The organism is Sphingobium sp. R-21, assembly GCF_049913335.1.
Lineage (GTDB): Bacteria > Pseudomonadota > Alphaproteobacteria > Sphingomonadales > Sphingomonadaceae > Sphingobium.
Map to the genome: position 1 here is coordinate 890,828 of NZ_CP184375.1, position 17,151 is coordinate 907,978.

Sequence of the window (17,151 nt, forward strand, 5' to 3'; positions counted from 1 at the left end):
AGGTCAGGGCCAGTTCCGGAGTTTGGCGGCCATTTTCTCGCAGGAACGCCGATAGCGGCTGTCCAGCACAATTCCTCGCACCATGAAGAGCTGCATGGGAAAAGCCCATAGGCTCCTCAGTCCGTGATAGATCTTGGGATCGATCCCGACCTTGGAGATCGAACCAAGATGAACCGCAACCGCCGCGAGCGCACAGCCGCTCGTCCAAAGAGGCCAGTTCCGATCGCTCTGCAGGCCCAGAATGACGAATGCCCCGAGGCATGTCGTATCCACTGCCAGCACAGGGTAAAGCGTATGACTCCAGCTTTGGTCGAGGATGGAGGTGCAAAATCCCGCAACTGTCTTGAATATGATGATACCCGCGCCGATGCGGCCCACTGTACCGCCTGCGCTCGTGGCATATAGACAGCAGCATAGCGTCATAATCCAATACAAGATCAAAAGCATGAACCTTGGCCGTCTTCCATGTTTCGCAAGACGGCCAAAGCACCAGAGGCGTGTTCAGGCAACCAATTCCAGCTTCGACTCGGGCGCGATCCATGGGCACAGCGGTCCCGGATCACAGCCGATCTCGACGGCGCGGAGGTTTGAATCCTGCTTCATGTCGATAAGCATCTTGTGGGCGTTCACGAAATTGCGGCGCCCTTCCACGAAGGTCTTGAAGCCTTCGGCCAGTTCCTCAAGGGCAGGCTGGCCGGCCGCATCGTTCAGCTTCGCGTCGGAAAAGGCGTCGATCACATCGGTCGTCAGCATGGAGAATTTCTTGAGCGCGCCGTCGATCAGAAGTTGCGTGCGACCCAGGTCGGTCACGATCTTGCGAGCCTGCTGCGGGTTGAAATCGGTCATGGGGTCTCCTTCGCGCAACCTCAGGCTGCGCGTCTGTAAGATCAGGTTGCCGTGGAGCGGAGTGTTACCTCGACAGGGCGTCGAGGGCTGCCGCAAAGAGGATGATCACCGAAAGAACGATAATCGTAAGAAAGAGCGCGATCTTGCCGATCGCAATAAGGCGCTGAGCATGTGTCAGGTCATTGGGAGGGCCTCCGATGGGGGGAAGGCCGAGTGGCTTGGGCTGCGCCTGTCGCTGCTCGACCGGTTCCTCAGGAGTGCCATCAACTTGAGGGATTTCAACGTCGTTCGGCTTTAATTCAAATTGTTTGAACGGAACGGCGCTGTCGATTTCCGCGAAGATCCGCGCTGCTTCGCGTCGGTTCTCCGCGCTCAGAATGATGCGGGCACGATAAAGATACTGATCGACCGTCTGATGGGTCAAACCCACCAGCGGCGCGATCTCCTTCGAACTTCGTCCTTCCGCTGCCAAGCGAAGGCAGCGCTTTTGCATATCGGATAATCTGGCGATCCGATCATCCAACATACGCCTCCCGAGAACCTCAATCATTAACCATGTCTGTGGCGGAAATTTCCTAGGCTGTGTAGAGATAATTCACGGAAAAAAATGAGAGCCGGTCGTTGTCCGGGGAGGGCAGGAAAGTTTGCGGCCTGCACGATGATGGGCTGCCTTACTTTGCTGCAGGGCTCAGGATCGGCATTCCTCACAAGCGGCGTTCGAGGGAGATGCCCAATATGCGCGGTTCGTTGAGAGTGCCACGCTTGCGGCCATCGATATCGACGAAGAACTGGTTGGTCTTCTGCACGTTGACAATATTTGTCGCAGTGAGGAAGGCGCCTGTATGCCTGCCTTGCCAGCCGAGTTTCGCATTGACGATGGTCCGAGCCGCTATGTCGCGCTCGCTCTCGTCCAGGACGTTCTGGTAATAGGCACTGCGATGATTGGCGTTGACGTTTGCGAACCAGCCTTCAGGATGGGAGAAGGTCGCACCGGCCGAAAGCGTCCAACGCGGCGCATGCGGGAACGCTTTGCCATCCAGGCTCTCGGAAGGACTGCCTTGGGCGAGGGCGGAGCTGCGGAACCGGGCACTGCCAAAGCCAAGCCCGGCGTACAGCGCGAGCGTTCGATTGACCGTGGCATGGGATTCGATCTCGAAACCCTGGAGTCTGGATCTGCCTGCGTTCACCACCCGAGTGTCGTAAAGCGCTCCAGGGGTCAGTTGGATCAGGACCTGCTGGTCGTTCCAGTCTGTCCTGTAAACATTGGCGTTGAGCGCAAGCCGGTTTCCCCACCACAATGACCGGAGGGCCCATTCATAGGTCATGCTGTGCTCTGGCGCGAATTCATAACTCTCCGCGCGCTGCTCGTTGAAGCTCGAGCCGCCGGCCCGGTAACCACGCTGCGCTGTCAGGCTTAATGTCACGTTCGGAGCCAGATCATAGCTGATGCCCAGCTTGGGAAGCCAGGCTCGATAGCGTGCGTGCTGTGCCGGTTCGGCGTTGTTGGCGCCTTCGACGAGATGGACGAGAAGGCCGTTCAACTGGCGTACGATGGGACGAAGGGCGGACTCTGGCAGCGTTTCAGGATCCGGCAGCGATTGATCGATTGCCACGCCCTGGACCGCGCTCTGCTGTCGTGTCTCGAGATCATAGCGCAGGCCAAAGCGCAGATGCAGCTTGCAGCCGAAGGGGAATGACAGATCAGCGAAGCCTGCATAATTGTGGGTCCGCCTTGGCTGAAAGAGCGCATTGCGTATGGGTAGGGCGCCACCATATAAATTGAGGACAGCCGCTGCTGTCGCTGGCGCCAGGCCAGCTGCCTGCAACTGGCGAGCGATCCCAAGGCTGACGAGACTGAGGCTCTGGCTGGCACTATAGGCATAGGAGCGGTGTTCCCCAAGATAATATGCGCCCAAGAGCCCTTCGATCCAGCTTTTGCGAAAGGTGAAGCGGACCTCTTCCTGAAAGGAGCGGGTGAGATCGTCGATTTGACTGAGCTGTCCCGGAATGCTCGTCCGATCGGCGTCCGAAAGTGAACGGAAGCGGATGCGACTGTAACTGGTTATGAATTTGAGAGCGGTCTCGGCACCGGTCTCCTGTTCTACCAGGAGCGTCGCGATGTTACTGGTGACACCCTTTCGGTCCTCGATATCCGAGGTCGTGGTCCGTGCCCGCGGATCATAGGGTGGATCGAGTTCGGTATAGAAGGTACCCCGCTGATGCCGGTCATACAGGATTGCGCCCAGGAGACGCAGGCCCGATATAGCCCGCGGTTCGAGCAGCAGTTTTCCCCGGAATGTGCGCGAGCGCTGTGGATCTCCATCGCTGCCGGATGTTGAGTTCCGAATCAGACCAGACGTCCTTGAGGCTTCGCCCGCGAGCCGGAATGCAAGCTGGTCCTGCGCAACAGGTCCGCCAAATGCGATTCCGAACCTTCGTTGACCGTCCCTGTCCGTAAGCCGCAGGCGGGCTGTGCCAGTCCAGTCAAAGGTCGGATCCGCGGTGTTGATGATGATCGCGCCGGCGAGCGCATTGCGTCCCTGGAGAGTCGATTGCGGGCCCCGGAGTATCTCGATCTGCGCCACATCGAACAGGTCGAGAGGGCCTGACGCAAGGGCGAGGCGGGGAATGGCCGTTCCATCCAGATATAGGCTCGCCAGTGCACCCTCACCGGCACCAGACACATTGAATGCGTCGACGCCGCGGATCGAAAAGGTTGTCCGGCTTCCGTCCGTTACGACATTGGGCGTACGGTCCATGACGTCATAGGCCGAGACCATGGCTTGCTGTTCAATGGATTGCGCCGTCGTGACGGCGACGCTGGCGGGTGTATTCTGCAGGGATCGGCCAAGCTTCTCCCCTGTGACAAGCAATTCTGTATATGCTGCTTCTGCCTTTGAGGATGCAGCAACTGTGCTGCCATGCAGCTCATGGGCAGAGGCGACAGACACGACGCCGAAACCAATGGCGGCCGCAACAAGATTGATTTTCATGATTCCCCTGGCCCATGTAGGCCTTTTTTGTGGCTGGGCCGGGCCGGGAAGAAAAGAACATATGACAAAGGTAATAAGAATTTTCCGGCTTCCGCCTCGATGATCGCTGCCGAAGCTCGCGCTCGAAACTGCACAGGACAGGGATGGGGTTTACCGCTGGCAGGTTGGCTTGTCAGTTGCAGTCGGCGTTGAGGATGCCTAGGCAGACCTGGAAAGGAGCATTGATGCGGACAGGTTCAGCACTTGGTCGGCTTTCCTGGGTGGCCATTACCATCGTCGCAGCAGTCGTCGCAGTGGCGGGAGGGGACGAAGGCCATGGCTGGCCGTTCGTTCTGGGCCACTTCGCTGTTGCCTGGATTTTAACGGCTGCTTTTGCGCAGTTCGGCAAGTTCATATTCCGTCGGCCTTGATGACGAGGTCGCGTCCGGCATTCGGGCGTGTGCAGATGGGCGCCATATGGCGGGGCGGGCCGTCATCGCCTGACGAGATGAGCCCGGCTTCTGTTGTCATCCGCTCACATTTCGCGAGGCGCGCATCCTGCATCTCCGGCGCTTCTCCGAAAACTACTATCAGCTTCACCCCGATCCATCATCCTGCCGGGGGGACAAGCTGGATCGCGCTACGCTGCAATCGTGGAGAGAGGGCCGCCGCACGCCCCAAAGCGCCGCCAGCTTTGAAATGCTCACACGGATCGAGCAGCGCTACGGTTTGCCTCCGGGCTATTTCAAGGCGAAGCTGACCTTGGCGAGATTGGTGTGTCTGCTGTGTCCTTCTGTCGTCTTTTAGGATCTTACCGGTAAGCGGCCGGTCCGCAACTGGAACGTTAGTTTGGCCGCTGAGCGACCGTGAAGGGTCGCGGTATTATTCGCAGCCGATCCCGTCGCCATCTCGATCCAGGTGACGCCCATATCCCGGATCGCCGGCACGAACCGGCGCGGCTCCAGCCGCCCGGGCAGCGGCGCAGTTGCGGAATGCGCCGCTGCCCGCGCCCGATAAGGTTTGGAGCGGTGGTTGTGATGGGACGTGCCGATGGCAATGATAGCTGCCCGTACGCCTATCGTTGTGGCAACCCTCAGTGTTCAGTCCGCCTGGATGGCCGTGAACTAAAAATGAGGCTGCCATCACCAAGGCGACGCCTGAGGCGATCAACCTTCGCACCATTTTGCTCACCTCGATCCGATTAAGCATGTCGTTTCAAAGGATTCAGAGCTTCAGTGTCGCGGCTAGCTTTCGGAATTTCTCGACATCCTTATCGAAGAAATAAAGGGCAGGCGCTTCGTAGATGACTAGGAAAAGTTGGCCGTTGACCATCGCGCCTATGCCTTCGCCCTTGCGCTGAACCTCGTCATCGGCGCGTGAAAAGGCATAAGTGAAGCGAATACCCTTATTTCCGTCAAGGAGTGCCGGTTCTTGTGAATCGATCTGCATCTGATTGACGGAAAACTGGCTGCGGTAGGTTGATTCCAGCAACGCGGGAATGTCGGTGATCAGCATATTGCCCATAACCTTGGGCAACGGATGGTTCTTGCGATCAATCTCGCGCAACAATGGCTCGCCCACTGGGATGCCGCCGAAAAATGAGACTTTGTTCAGAGAATCGCCGTCGAGCGTCCACAATTCGACGTTCTTGCCGTCCTTGCGGCTCAGTCGATTCCATTCACCATCCGGGGTCGCCGACAATCGGGATTTAGCGATGCCTGCCTTTGGGCCTGGAGCAATCAGGGAGTTGGCGATCGCCGGCGACGCGATGAGGCTGAAAATGGCTGTGATGATTACAGTGCGCATGATCGAAATTCCTTAGTTCGCCATGAGGGCTTGGATCGCCTTGGCATCCGATGCCTCTGGACGGGCGGTAAGATAGGCAGAGAGCGCTGCGCGTGCCTCGTCAGTCTGGCCGTTTCGCATCAGTGAAAGGCCGAGATTGCGGTCGAGTTCGGGTTCGGCATAACCGGCCTCCTTGGCTTGGCGATAAAATTGGCTCGCCAGTTGCAGGTCTCGCGGATTTGCGCGCGCCCGATATAGTTCTGCTCGCGCAAATAAGAGATCACCGGTCCAGCCAGTTCGTTGAGCAAGATTGTCGAGGATATACTGGCTACCGCCGAAATCATTGAGTTTGGTTTGAGCGGCTAGGAAGCGCGGAAGATAGGGCTTTACCGCCTCGTTGAATTCCTTCGCCCTTGCGTCGCCGCCGGGAGGTAGCTTTGCGGCTTCAGCGGCAAGATAGGTGGCACGTTGGAGCGATGCGGGATGTGTGTCGAAGAATCCCGCGGAATATTTCACCTTCGCCTTTTGATTGCGTCCGGCTGACGTTGCATCCGCTTCGGCCATTAGCGATCTCCACACTTCTGCTGCGGCCGCCGGAGGATAGCCAGACTGCCCGAGATATTTCAGTCCGAGCAGATCGGCTTCTGTTTCTTGCGCGCGGTTGAACTGATATATCGACCCAAGCAGCGTCAGATTTGTGTCGCCGACCGGCGTATTACTGATGCCGCCCAATACAGTGATCCACGCCATTGCATCACCGGTGCCTCGCCGGTTCTTGAATCCGTTAAGGCCGTGACGAAGTTCGAAATGCGCAAATTCATGACCCAGAATGGCGGCCAGCTCTGCTTCGCTCCGTGATCTTAGCAGTAGGCCGGATTGCACCTGCATGGCGCCGTTAGCCATCATCGAAGCGTTGAAATCAGGAACTTCCATCGCATATATGCGAATGCCCTTGCATCGATCCGAGCCGACTTCACGGCAGAGGACATCCAGCAGATAAGCCTCCAGCTTGCCTTCTCGAATCCGAAGCGGACTGTCCCGCAGCTGCCTTTCAATTTCATCTGCCTGCATCCACTGTCCGCGCTCGTCGACGGTGGTCGGTTCATAAGCCGGTGTATAAGGCGGAAGTGCAAACTTTTCTGCCGCTTGAGCTGGCTGGACCGTGCAAAGACTGGCCAACAATACGACCGCTGACAAGGTTCGCTTCATGTCACTGTCCCGCAAGGGTAACTTCGGCCGGTTTGCCTGGAAACCCTTCGAGCAGCTGCTTCACCCGCTTTTGCGCGCCTTCGGCTGTTCGAACATCGCCGCCCATCTGACGGTCCGCATTAAGCCATACAAGTTGACCTGTCTTGAGGTCCACAAGACCAGCGTGTCCCACATGGACACCAGACGTTACCCCCACGCCCCCGAGCATTCCGACGATCTGCAGCACTTTTCGGCCTGTAGAACCATATTCATCATGGGTGGAGATGAAGAGCGCATAATCTGCGCCCTCAAGCGATTTCAATGACGCTATCCCCGGACCGATTGCCCATTCAAAGCCTTTATCGCGCTTCTTGGTGGGAAGCCGGTTTCCCGGAAAGAACTGATATTCGATCACAGAATCAGCGACAGCGCTGAACAGGTGCGAATATTGAGTGACGATTGGCCCTTCGCCGCTGGCGGCTTCGGAATAGGCCACCACCTGATTACCGAGCTGAGATTGAGCCTGAGCTAGCGCAGCGGCGATATTCTCGCGAGCCTGGTTCGTCCAGTCGGCGTTGGGTTCGTACATGCCGCCTGTCGACTGCTCGCCCGCACCAATAACGGGGCGCATGAGGACGATCCTCGCAGTGCCGGGCTTCAACGAGAAGCCTTCCTTGTTGCCGGTTTTCTCTTGTCCGAACGCCGCCGATGAAGCGCAAAGCGCAAGCGCGAGCAAAGTTGCCCGCGCGCAATGATTGAATCGCACTAACACCCCCTGTAATACCCCAGCCTTTCCTAACTAACTGATGTACGCAGGTAAATACGCTGAATCCTAAACATGCAAAATGCGCCCATGATCACGCCAGAAATCGAGATAATAAGCCAAAGCTTGGGTTTTTACCCACGATTTCATAGCTTTCTCCCGTCGATAGGTTGCAATGCGCTCATCCTTGGTGAATTTGTTGAAGCTGCCGAATTTGAGGGGGAATATATGGGCGCGCCGATTGGAAGCACGAGTGACGCGGCCTCAAATGAGACCAGACCGAGCGGCCGCAATATCGTCATCTTCTCCGATGGCACCGGCCAGGATGGCAGCGTCCGCGCTGACCAACGGCTTAGCAACATTTACAAGATGTATCGCGCCGCGCGCGTGGGGTCGGATAACAGCATTAACCCAACCGAGCAGGTAGTTTTTTACGACCCGGGTCTGGGAACGGAGACCAGCGCCGTTGGGGTGACCGGCATGCGAAGGACGATCACGAAGCTCATTTCGTCGGTCACGGGGCGTGGCATCACCACCAACATTGCCGACTGTTATGAATTCATCATCAATCATTATCGGCCCGGGGATCGCATCTGGCTGTTTGGTTTCAGCCGGGGTGCGTACACCGTTCGCTGCATCGCCAATGTGCTGATGCTCTGCGGCGTGCCGACACGAACACCCACTGGTTCGCTTCCGCGATTCCGAAAACAAATCCGGGAAATTGCCGACAAAGCAGTTTTGCGGGTTTATGAGCATGGTGCCGGCCATCCGCGTGCGAAATATGAGGAGGAACGACTGGAACTGGCGCGCCGCTTCCGCCGGGATTTCGGGGCAGGTAGTGAAGATGAAGCAAACGCCGCACCCTATTTCATTGGCGCCTTTGACACGGTCGCTTCGCTCGGAGCGAAGGGGCCGCTTCGGATTTTCCTGGCTATGCTAATGGTATCGCTGATTGCGATATTGGCCGGTGCTGCTGCCGGTGCGATTCACTGGCTGTTCGACGCAAACTGGGTTACCTCATTCGCTGCGAGCGCACTGTTGATCGGAACCTATTCGCTAGTGTCCCATCTTCGTACTGCACTCAAGTTCGTGTGGCCGCTAATGCCTGGAATGCGGTGGCCGCGCTTTCATATTGCGCAATGGAGCGGAAAGAATTTCGACAGATTGTTGAGCAAGTCGGTCATCTTTGCGCGCCATGCTATTTCTATTGACGAGAACCGGGCTGATTTTCCGAGGCTGAAATGGGGGTGGGGCACTTCGGTGGCGGCACCTGAGGAAATCGATGGTGAGGCCAAGCCATTCGTTCAACTCTGGTTTGCAGGCAACCACTCCGATATTGGGGGCAGCTATCCCGAAGTCGAGTCACGGCTTTCCGATATCGCCCTGCAGTGGATGATCGAAGAGGCTAGGTCGGTGCCTTATCCGCTTCTTCTCAACGATCGGCGGCTCCAGCTATACCCGTCACCTGCTGGCGTGCAGCATGATGAGATCGCAGGCATGGCGGATACGATAAGCGGCAGGACGCCAGCCTTTTTGCGATGGCTGACCAAGGGCTGGACTTGGCCGGTCAGGCAACGAGATCCAGTGGATAACGCGACCCTCCACCCTTCCGTTGCTCAGCGCTTCGCTATGGAAACTGTGCCGAGCCAAGGCGCGGATGGACCCTATCGCCCCGAAGCGCTGCGAAATCACGAGCTTTTCAAGCACCTATACTCCTAAGGCCAGTAAGCGTGTGGACGTTGACGCGGAGGATCACCATGAAGCTCAACCGAGTGATTGTTCCGTTCTTAATGGTGCTGATGGGCGCCACCTCCGCATTTGCCGAGCCGGAAGTAAGCCCTAGCGAGCGGGTCCGACGTAATGTCGTCGTGCGGGTCGAGCCCAATGCCGCTTCGCAGCCGATCGGCGCGCTGTCTCCAGGCGACAGCGCTTCCGTGGTCGGTGACGCCTCCGGCTGGCATCAAGTCCGGCTTAGCGATGGCCGGATCGGCTTCGTGAGTAAGGCCTGGACCATTATCAGAAGTGGGCCGGAGCCACTGATCGACACCGGCGCGCTTAAACTGCATGTCATCGATGTAGGCACCGGTCTAGCAGTGTTTGTGGAGGGGCCATCATTCACGATGCTTTATGACGGTGGGAGCCAGGATGATCTGGCGGACGGTCCTGACAATCGCATTCTGAATTATATCCAAGCGGTCCGTCCGGGCCTCCAGACCATCGATCATCTGATCCTTAGTCATCCGCATAAGGATCATCTGGAACTGCTGCCCGACATATTCGACCGCTTTATGATACGCAATGTTTGGGATTCAGGAGCCGTCAACAGGACGCGTGGCTATTGCCGATTCCTGAAGAAAGTCGCAGCCGAGCCGGGCGTTCAATATCATAATGCGATTGCCACTGGCGGGATGCATCGCGTGGTGTTCACTGGGAGAACCTGTTCGGGTGAAGTTGTCCTGCCGCAGGCGGCAATGATGACTGCATCACCCGTTGCGCTTGGTCCGGGTGGGACCATGTCGATCCTATACCGCGATGCCACGAAGCATCATGATCCCAACGAGAATAGCGTCGTTATTCGCCTGGATTATGCGGGGCGACGGATTCTCATAGCGGGCGATGCCGAAGGCGGGGCACGAAAGACACCTTCGCAGCCGGCTGAAGCCAACAGTGTCGAAGGAAAGTTGATCGCCTGCTGTGCAGGTGATTTGCGGTCAGACGTGCTCGTCGTTGGGCATCACGGCAGTATGACCTCGTCACGCCAGGAATTCCTCGACAAGGTCCAGGCATCGACTTTCATCATATCTTCTGGACCACACCCATACAGCAAGGTTGTCCTTCCCGATGCGGCAATTGAGGATGAGCTTCGGGCACGGGGCGGGCTCTTTCAAACAGACCTTGCTGATGAAGATTGCGCAGCCAGCGAAGCCAAGATCGGACCCGATAATGATGAGAGTCCGGGTGGTTGCGACAACGTCATCGTGACTGTCAGCTCAACTGGTCAGATTGCAACCGGTTATTTCAGGGGAGCAGACTAAGAAACGCAAACATGCGCTGATCGTCGCTTGTCACTTCAAATGGAGGGTTATTTCCTACTCCGCTCGTAGCGCGAGGCATCCCCCAGAGCCGCATGTCTCATGGTAATAGTCTGATTGCGGACCGTCCGGACCTGAGAATTGGAATCTGACGGCTGAACGGCAAAGAAGGGTCCGCCTGCTGCCGGTTACGACAGCAGGATTTGCGCCCGCCTTGATGCCTCTATGGCTTTGCAGCGACGGGCAGGCGGAATGGCGTCCCAAGACGATTGAACGCATTCATTGCCGCGATGACGAGCGTGAGATCAACCAGATCCTTTCCAGCAAAAGCAACGGCAGCGGCCGCATAGGCATCGTCCGAGGCATGGGTCGTGCTGACGTTGGTGACTTCCTCTGCCCAGGCCAATGCAGCGCGATATTGATCGGAGAAAAGATACGGCACCTCGGCCCAGACAGGCACCAGCGCGACCCTGTCGATCGACATGGTCTTGAGCAGGTCGCGCGTGTGCATGTCTATACAATGCGCGCAGCCGTTGATTTGCGACACACGCAGGAAGACAAGATGGATCAGCTCTTCGGGAAGATCCGTTTTCTTCGTCACATAGTGGTGGACCCCGAACAGAGCCCTGGCGCCTTCAGGTGCGACTTCCGACCAATTCAAACGCTTTATCTCCGTCATGATGCTTTCCTCGTCACTGGCGTCGACCATCGACGCTCACTGGCTTGACGAGGCAGGCCAGTGAGCTGTGACATCATGCCGCATATTTTTTCGATCCTGCCGTCGTCCCATGTCACACTGGCCGCAGCTATCTCGTCATGTGGGCAGGCACCTGCATAGGAGACATGGACATGAAGATCGTTATCATCGGCGGCACGGGATTGATCGGCCGGCCCCTCGTTGGGCTTCTGCGAGCCAAAGGCCATGATGTCGTCGCCGCCTCACCGAGCATGGGTATTGATGCGCTGACCGGCGCAGGTCTGGCCCAGGCGCTGGAAGGGGCCGCGGTCGTAGTCGATGTCAGCAATGCCCCTTCGTTCGAGGATGCGGCCGCGTTCACCTTCTTTCGCGGCACCACCGCCAATCTGCTGGAAACCGCGCGCGACGCGGGGGTGCGCCATCTCATCGCGCTCTCGGTCGTGGGCACCGATCGCCTTCAGGCGTCGGGCTATTTCCGCGCCAAGCTGGCGCAGGAGCAACTGATCGCTGCCGGCGGCGTACCCTACACTATCGTGCGCGCCACCCAATTCTTCGAATTCCTCTCTACCATTGCGGACGGCTACACGCAGGGCGGCGCCGTGCGCCTGCCGGGCATCGCGCTTCAGCCGGTCGCCGCCGCCGATGTCTCGGCGCTGCTCGCCGAGATAGCCACGGCGACCCCCGTTGATGGTATCATCGAAGTGGCTGGACCCGAGCGAGCGCCGCTTGCCCAATTCACCGCCAGTTGGCTAGGCGCGCGTGATGATACACGCCGGATCATCGTTACCGACGCACGCGACTATTTTGGCGCGCCCGCCGACGATCGCACGCTGATCCCGGACGAAGGCGCGCGCATCGCGCCCACGCGGTTCGATGCGTGGCTGACGGCGCAGTCGCAGGAGCAGGGGGCATGAGGCGCGCTTGCCCGCTTGCGCTGGCCGCAGTGCTCGGTATCGGAGCCGCCGCCAACGGCCTCTTCATGCTGATCTCACCCGTCGAATGGTACTTCGCGGTGCCCGGCGTCACCACGACCGGCTCATTCAACCAGCATTTCCTACGCGACATCGGGCTAATTTTCCTGCTGGTTGCAGGCGCGATGCTCGCAGGTGTCGCACAGCCGGCTACGCGTGTGCCATTGTGGTCCGCCGCCGCGCTCTGGCTTGCGGGCCATGCGCTGTTCCATTTCTGGGAAGTGGCGGTCGGCATCTGCGGGACAGATGCGCTGGCCCAGGATTTTCCTGTGGTAACGCTGCCAGCTATACTGACGACCGCTCTTGCCTTCTGGGCATGGCGCGATGCGGCGCGCGGCGGGCGATAACGGCATTCGGTGGAAGCTATCCATAGAAGACGGTCTGCATCTGGGAGAGGAAATCAAAGGCTAAGTGGCAAGAAAGGGTCGACAGCCGTCGGAATAGCTCACCGTCCGAACCTGGAGATTGAAAATTGGCTCCTGAGCGGCAACAAAGGGTCGCCATCAGCCTGACATGGCGAGACTTTTGGTAGCCGCTGGGTATACGAAACGTCTTTTCAGCTACGATGAGCATAGAGCAGATTGTCGTGGACATAGCAAAACTTGCATGACTGAATTCTGTCTATGAAATAGGTAGAGATTGCTTGAAAGGGTTGCGGTTGGTCGCTGTGCCCGATGACAACATCAGCACCAGACTCGCGGCTTTTGATGGGATGCAGCTTGCTCCGCGATACCAACGGCTAAAGCGCACGGTGCCAGGGCGTCCACGCCAGGGATCGTGTTCCCCCCTTCCGATATGGGGTTGAAACGATGCGCTCTTACCAACTTTCCACCTGATCTGTAGCGCGGCGATCTGTCGCTCCTTCGGGCCATTCGCCAACGTCTTCCACAATGCGCACTGGTGTCGTTCAACGGGCGCCGGTCGCGATCGGCCGCCTGTATCGTTCAGGCACCGGGTGCGCAGGCGCATGCCTCAAAGGCCGCCAGCTTCGGCAGCATGATCATCAACAACGACGGCCACATCCGCGTCCCGCCACATCCGGCGAGCGGATTGTAATAAGAAAAATCAGGGACGAGACATGACATTCATTTGCACTAGCTCGCGGCATTTCGGGCTGCATCACGCCATGCTGGCGAGCGCTGCTTTGATTACGATATCGCCGTATGGCGCGTCGGCTCAATCTGTGTTGCCGGTCGAGACCGCCGCCGCAGAGGAAGATGCAGGGGCAATCACGGTCACAGCCCGCCGCCGCGACGAAAGCGCGCAAGACGTGCCGATCGCGCTCAGCGTGGTCGGCGCGGAGCAACTCGCCGCAACCGGCAATTTCTCGCTCGGTCAGACCCAGCAACTCGTGCCCAGCCTCCAGATTTTCAGCTATAATCCCCGCAACACCAACATCAATATCCGCGGCCTGGGCAGCAACGTAGCGCTGACCAATGACGGGCTGGAAAACGGCGTCGGCGTCTATGTCGACAATGTCTATTATGGCCGCGTCGGCCAGTCGCAATTCGATCTGGTTGACTTGCAGCAGATCGAAATCCTGCGCGGTCCGCAAGGGACATTGTTCGGCAAGAATACCACGGCGGGCGCGATCAACATCTCGACCCGCGCGCCCAGTTTCGAGACGGAATTTTCCGGCGAGGCGACGCTCGGCGATTATGGTTATCATCAACTTCGCGGGTCACTGTCGGGTCCATTGATCGCGGACAAGCTCGCCGCGCGGATCAGCATCGCCGACACACATCGCGACGGCTTCATCGACAACGTCCGCACAGGTAGAAAGGCCTCCGACTACGATAATTTCAGCGTGCGCGGCCAGTTGCTGGCTATGGCTACCGATACGCTATCGATCAAGCTGATCGGCGATTTTTCCAAACAGACGCTCAATTGCTGCGTCAACCTGCTAGTCGGCAGTTACAGCCAATATGACAATGGCGCGCCGTTGCCGAACAATTTTGAGCAGCGCGTGGCCCGTGCCGGATATACCCCGCTGCCCTTCGATCCCTTCGCGCGCAAAACCGATGCCAATTCCCATTATCAGGCGAATATGCGCGGCTATGGCGCATCAGGCCAGGTCGATTGGGATCTGGGCAGCGTCGCGCTGACATCCGTTACCGCCTATCGCTGGTGGGACTGGGACCCGGCGAACGACAGCGATGCCATCGGCCTGTCGGTGCTGACCAAGGCGCAGCAGGCCAATCGCCAGCGCCAGTTCAGCCAGGAATTGCGGCTTGCCTCCACCGGCGAACGCACGATCGATTATGTCGCGGGTCTCTATTATTTCTGGCAGACCGTGCGCGGATATGGGGCGACCAGCTTCGGGGTCGATGCGCCGCTCTACAATCTGCCTGGCATCGCCGCCAATGTCCGGGATGCCGCCATCGCCAATTATGGCGTCGAAAGCTATTCCGAACCGATCACGAAAAGCTATGCTGCGTTCGGCCAGCTCACCTGGAACGCCAGCGACGCCTTCAAAGTGACGGCGGGGCTGCGCTACACCTATGAAAAAAAGGCGGGCGTCTTTGAGCAGCATGTCGTGTCAGGCGCCGACCTGTCCACATTGTCCGCCAGCGAACGCGCGACAGCACAGGCGTTGCGTAACCAGTTCGGCCCGGTCGCATCCTTCACCACGTTTTTCGATGACGCCAACGTGTCTGGCTTGCTCAACCTGTCCTACAAGGTCGCGGCGGACGCCCTGCTCTACGCCACCTATTCGCGCGGCGGCAAATCGGGTGGCCTGAACCTTTCGGTGATCCCGGCCGGCGTCAATCCCAATGTGAAGCCCGAAACGGTGAACCATTTCGAACTGGGTGCCAAGACGCAGTTTCTGGACCGCAAGGCAACACTCAATCTGGCTGGCTACTGGACCGAAATCACCGATTATCAGACTGCGATCACCGAGCAGGTCGCCAACACCGTATCCTACCGCCAATATATCGCCAATGCCGGCAAGGTGCGATCGCGCGGATTTGAGGCGGACCTGGCCTATGCGCCAACCCGCCTGATAAGCCTGTCGGCCTCCGCTGCTTATGTCGATGCCACCTATCTGGATTACCGGAACGCGCAGCAGGCGGTCGAAAATCTGAACCTGGGATCGTTGCAGGATCTGTCCGGTGCGCGGCTGGCGGGCGTGCCGAAATTCACCTGGACGCTGGGCGGGGACGTTGCGCAACCGATCGGCAACTGGGGCAGCCGGGCAATCGAACTTTATGCCCATGGCGATTTTTCGCACCGTTCTTCGATCTACACCGCCGTCAGCAACAGCCGCTACTCGTTGGCGCCGGGCTACGGCCTGCTCAACGCGCGCGTCGGACTGCGATCCGATGACGGGATCTGGGACTTGTCCGTCTGGGCACGCAACCTGACCGACAAAAATTACTTCGTCACGCTCAGCCCGGCCAACACAGGCCTGATCACCGGCCAGGTGGGCGATCCCCGCACGATCGGCATCACCCTTCGCACGAAAATATGAGGTCTAGTCATGGCCACGCTTTTTTCCCGCCCCATCCTGCAATCGATCCATACCGACAGCGCCTCGGATCAGGGCAAGCCGTGCGAACTCAATGGCGTGCGCCTGGCCGGTTTCGCATCGCTAGCGGTGCCGATCTACGCCGCGCAAATGCCGCTGACGGTCTATCTGCCCGCCATCTATGCGCAGCAATTCGGCCTATCGCTGGCGATGATCGGGACGATCTTCCTGGCCGAACGCTTGTGGGGGGCGCTGGCCGATCCGCTGATCGGCAGTTTGAGCGATCGCACTCGCAGTCGCTTTGGTCGTCGCCGTCCCTGGATCGCGACTGGCGGGCTGGTGTTCGGGATCGCCGCGATTGCCCTGTTCTTCCCGTTCGTTGCCGTGACGCCACTCTATCTCGCCGCTGCGCTATTCATCCTGTATCTGGGCTGGTCGATGATCCAGATCCCCTATCTTGCCTGGTCCGGCGAGATTTCGGGGCACTATCATGAGCGGACCCGCATCGTGACCTATCAGACGGTCGCGGGATCGGCGGCGTTGCTGCTGGTGCTGGTACTGCCTACGATCATCGACCAGTGGCAGCCGCATAATGGCACGCTGAAACTGGCCGCCATGGGGATGGTAGTGCTGACCAGCCTCCTCATCGCCCTGCCGCTCGTGCTGCGTGCCTTCCCCGAAGCCCCGGCACCGCTCCAGTCCCCCGTGCGCCTGTCCTTCGCCCGAGCCGCTGCGGTGGTGTTCAGTGACAAGCTGCTGCTGCGCGTCCTTGCGTCCGACCTGGCGGTGACGACGGGACAGGGCATTCGCAGCGTACTCATCGTTTTCTTCGTCACTTTCTACATGGGGTTACCGCAATGGGCGAGCGGGCTGTTCCTGCTGCAATTCATCTTCGGCATCGCCGCCGGCCCGATCTGGGCGCAGATCGGCTACCGCATCGGCAAGCATCGCGCAGCGGTGTCGGGCGAGATCGTGCAGGTTGCGATCAACCTGGGGCTGCTGCTGGTCACGCCCGATGCCCTTGCGCTCCTGCTGGGCCTGGCCATTGCCCAAGGGTTTGCCCAAGGGTCGGGCAATCTCATGCTCCGTTCGATGGTCGCCGACGTCGCCGACCGGCACAGGCTGGAAACCGGGCATGATCGCACTGCCCTGTTCTTTTCCGCCTTCAGCCTGTCGGTAAAGGCGGGGACCGCAATCGCCGTCGGCATTGCCCTGCCGCTGGTTGCCTGGTTCGGCTTCGATCCCAAGGGTGCCAACAGCCCGGAGGCGCTGCGCGGCCTGTTGCTGGTATTCGCGCTCGGCCCGGCAATCGCCCACGCTTTGTCCGCTGCGCTGATCCATGGTTTCCCGCTGGATGAAGCCACCCATGCGCAAGTCCGCGAAACACTGGCCCGGCGCGACGCCGCGCTGGTCCCGGCGGAATAGGGT

15 protein-coding genes are annotated in these 17,151 nt (G+C 58.9%); 6 read left to right on the plus strand and 9 right to left on the minus strand.

Annotated elements, in window-relative coordinates; all coding sequences use genetic code 11:
- Positions 1–3: 3 nt before the first annotated feature.
- From ACN9MX_RS18670 to ACN9MX_RS18705, 8 genes are all read right to left on the minus strand, one after another.
- A complete protein-coding gene (locus tag ACN9MX_RS18670; RefSeq protein WP_426387626.1) occupies positions 4–378 on the minus strand; it encodes a hypothetical protein in 375 nt (124 codons plus the stop codon).
- 123 nt (positions 379–501) lie between these two features.
- Positions 502–846, minus strand: coding sequence for a hypothetical protein (locus tag ACN9MX_RS18675; protein ID WP_426387627.1), 345 nt, complete (start codon positions 844–846; stop codon positions 502–504).
- Positions 847–910: 64 nt separating this feature from the next.
- A complete protein-coding gene (locus ACN9MX_RS18680) occupies positions 911–1,396 on the minus strand; it encodes a helix-turn-helix domain-containing protein (protein WP_426387628.1) in 486 nt (161 codons plus the stop codon).
- A gap of 154 nt (positions 1,397–1,550) precedes the next feature.
- On the minus strand, positions 1,551–3,839 hold the full coding sequence (locus tag ACN9MX_RS18685; protein WP_426387629.1) for a TonB-dependent receptor: 2,289 nt from the start codon (positions 3,837–3,839) through the stop codon (positions 1,551–1,553).
- A gap of 861 nt (positions 3,840–4,700) precedes the next feature.
- Entirely contained in the window at positions 4,701–5,027 is a 327-nt protein-coding gene (locus tag ACN9MX_RS18690; RefSeq protein WP_426387630.1) for an excalibur calcium-binding domain-containing protein, read from the minus strand.
- A gap of 15 nt (positions 5,028–5,042) precedes the next feature.
- Positions 5,043–5,624: a hypothetical protein gene (locus ACN9MX_RS18695; RefSeq protein ID WP_426387631.1), complete on the minus strand. Its 582-nt coding sequence runs from the start codon at positions 5,622–5,624 to the stop codon at positions 5,043–5,045.
- A gap of 12 nt (positions 5,625–5,636) precedes the next feature.
- Complete coding sequence (locus tag ACN9MX_RS18700; protein WP_426387632.1) at positions 5,637–6,812, minus strand: M48 family metalloprotease; 1,176 nt, start codon at positions 6,810–6,812, stop codon at positions 5,637–5,639.
- A 1-nt stretch (position 6,813) separates the two neighbouring features.
- Positions 6,814–7,557, minus strand: a complete 744-nt coding sequence (locus ACN9MX_RS18705) for a hypothetical protein (protein WP_426387633.1) — start codon at positions 7,555–7,557, stop codon at positions 6,814–6,816.
- A gap of 87 nt (positions 7,558–7,644) precedes the next feature.
- Between ACN9MX_RS18705 and ACN9MX_RS18710 the strand changes: the two genes are divergently transcribed.
- Together ACN9MX_RS18710 and ACN9MX_RS18715 are read left to right on the plus strand one after the other, a co-directional pair.
- Positions 7,645–9,273: a DUF2235 domain-containing protein gene (locus tag ACN9MX_RS18710; protein ID WP_426387634.1), complete on the plus strand. Its 1,629-nt coding sequence runs from the start codon at positions 7,645–7,647 to the stop codon at positions 9,271–9,273.
- Positions 9,274–9,311: 38 nt separating this feature from the next.
- Entirely contained in the window at positions 9,312–10,589 is a 1,278-nt protein-coding gene (locus ACN9MX_RS18715; RefSeq protein WP_426387635.1) for an MBL fold metallo-hydrolase, read from the plus strand.
- 220 nt (positions 10,590–10,809) lie between these two features.
- Here ACN9MX_RS18715 and ACN9MX_RS18720 read toward each other — a convergent pair whose 3' ends face one another.
- The gene (locus ACN9MX_RS18720; protein ID WP_426387636.1) at positions 10,810–11,295 is read right to left on the minus strand and encodes a carboxymuconolactone decarboxylase family protein; all 486 of its coding nucleotides are present in this window, start codon (positions 11,293–11,295) and stop codon (positions 10,810–10,812) included.
- 140 nt (positions 11,296–11,435) lie between these two features.
- On the opposite strand from ACN9MX_RS18720, the gene ACN9MX_RS18725 reads away from it, so the two are divergent.
- The 4 genes from ACN9MX_RS18725 to ACN9MX_RS18740 all read left to right on the plus strand — a co-directional run bounded on the left by ACN9MX_RS18725 (position 11,436) and on the right by ACN9MX_RS18740 (position 17,148).
- Positions 11,436–12,197, plus strand: a complete 762-nt coding sequence (locus ACN9MX_RS18725; RefSeq protein ID WP_426387637.1) for an SDR family oxidoreductase — start codon at positions 11,436–11,438, stop codon at positions 12,195–12,197.
- Complete coding sequence (locus ACN9MX_RS18730) at positions 12,194–12,601, plus strand: hypothetical protein (protein ID WP_426387638.1); 408 nt, start codon at positions 12,194–12,196, stop codon at positions 12,599–12,601. Before ACN9MX_RS18725 ends, ACN9MX_RS18730 begins: the two co-directional genes overlap by 4 nt.
- A 731-nt stretch (positions 12,602–13,332) precedes the next feature.
- A complete protein-coding gene (locus tag ACN9MX_RS18735; RefSeq protein WP_426387639.1) occupies positions 13,333–15,726 on the plus strand; it encodes a TonB-dependent receptor in 2,394 nt (797 codons plus the stop codon).
- Between the two features lie 9 nt (positions 15,727–15,735).
- Positions 15,736–17,148, plus strand: coding sequence for an MFS transporter (locus tag ACN9MX_RS18740; RefSeq protein ID WP_426387640.1), 1,413 nt, complete (start codon positions 15,736–15,738; stop codon positions 17,146–17,148).
- Positions 17,149–17,151: the final 3 nt, after the last annotated feature.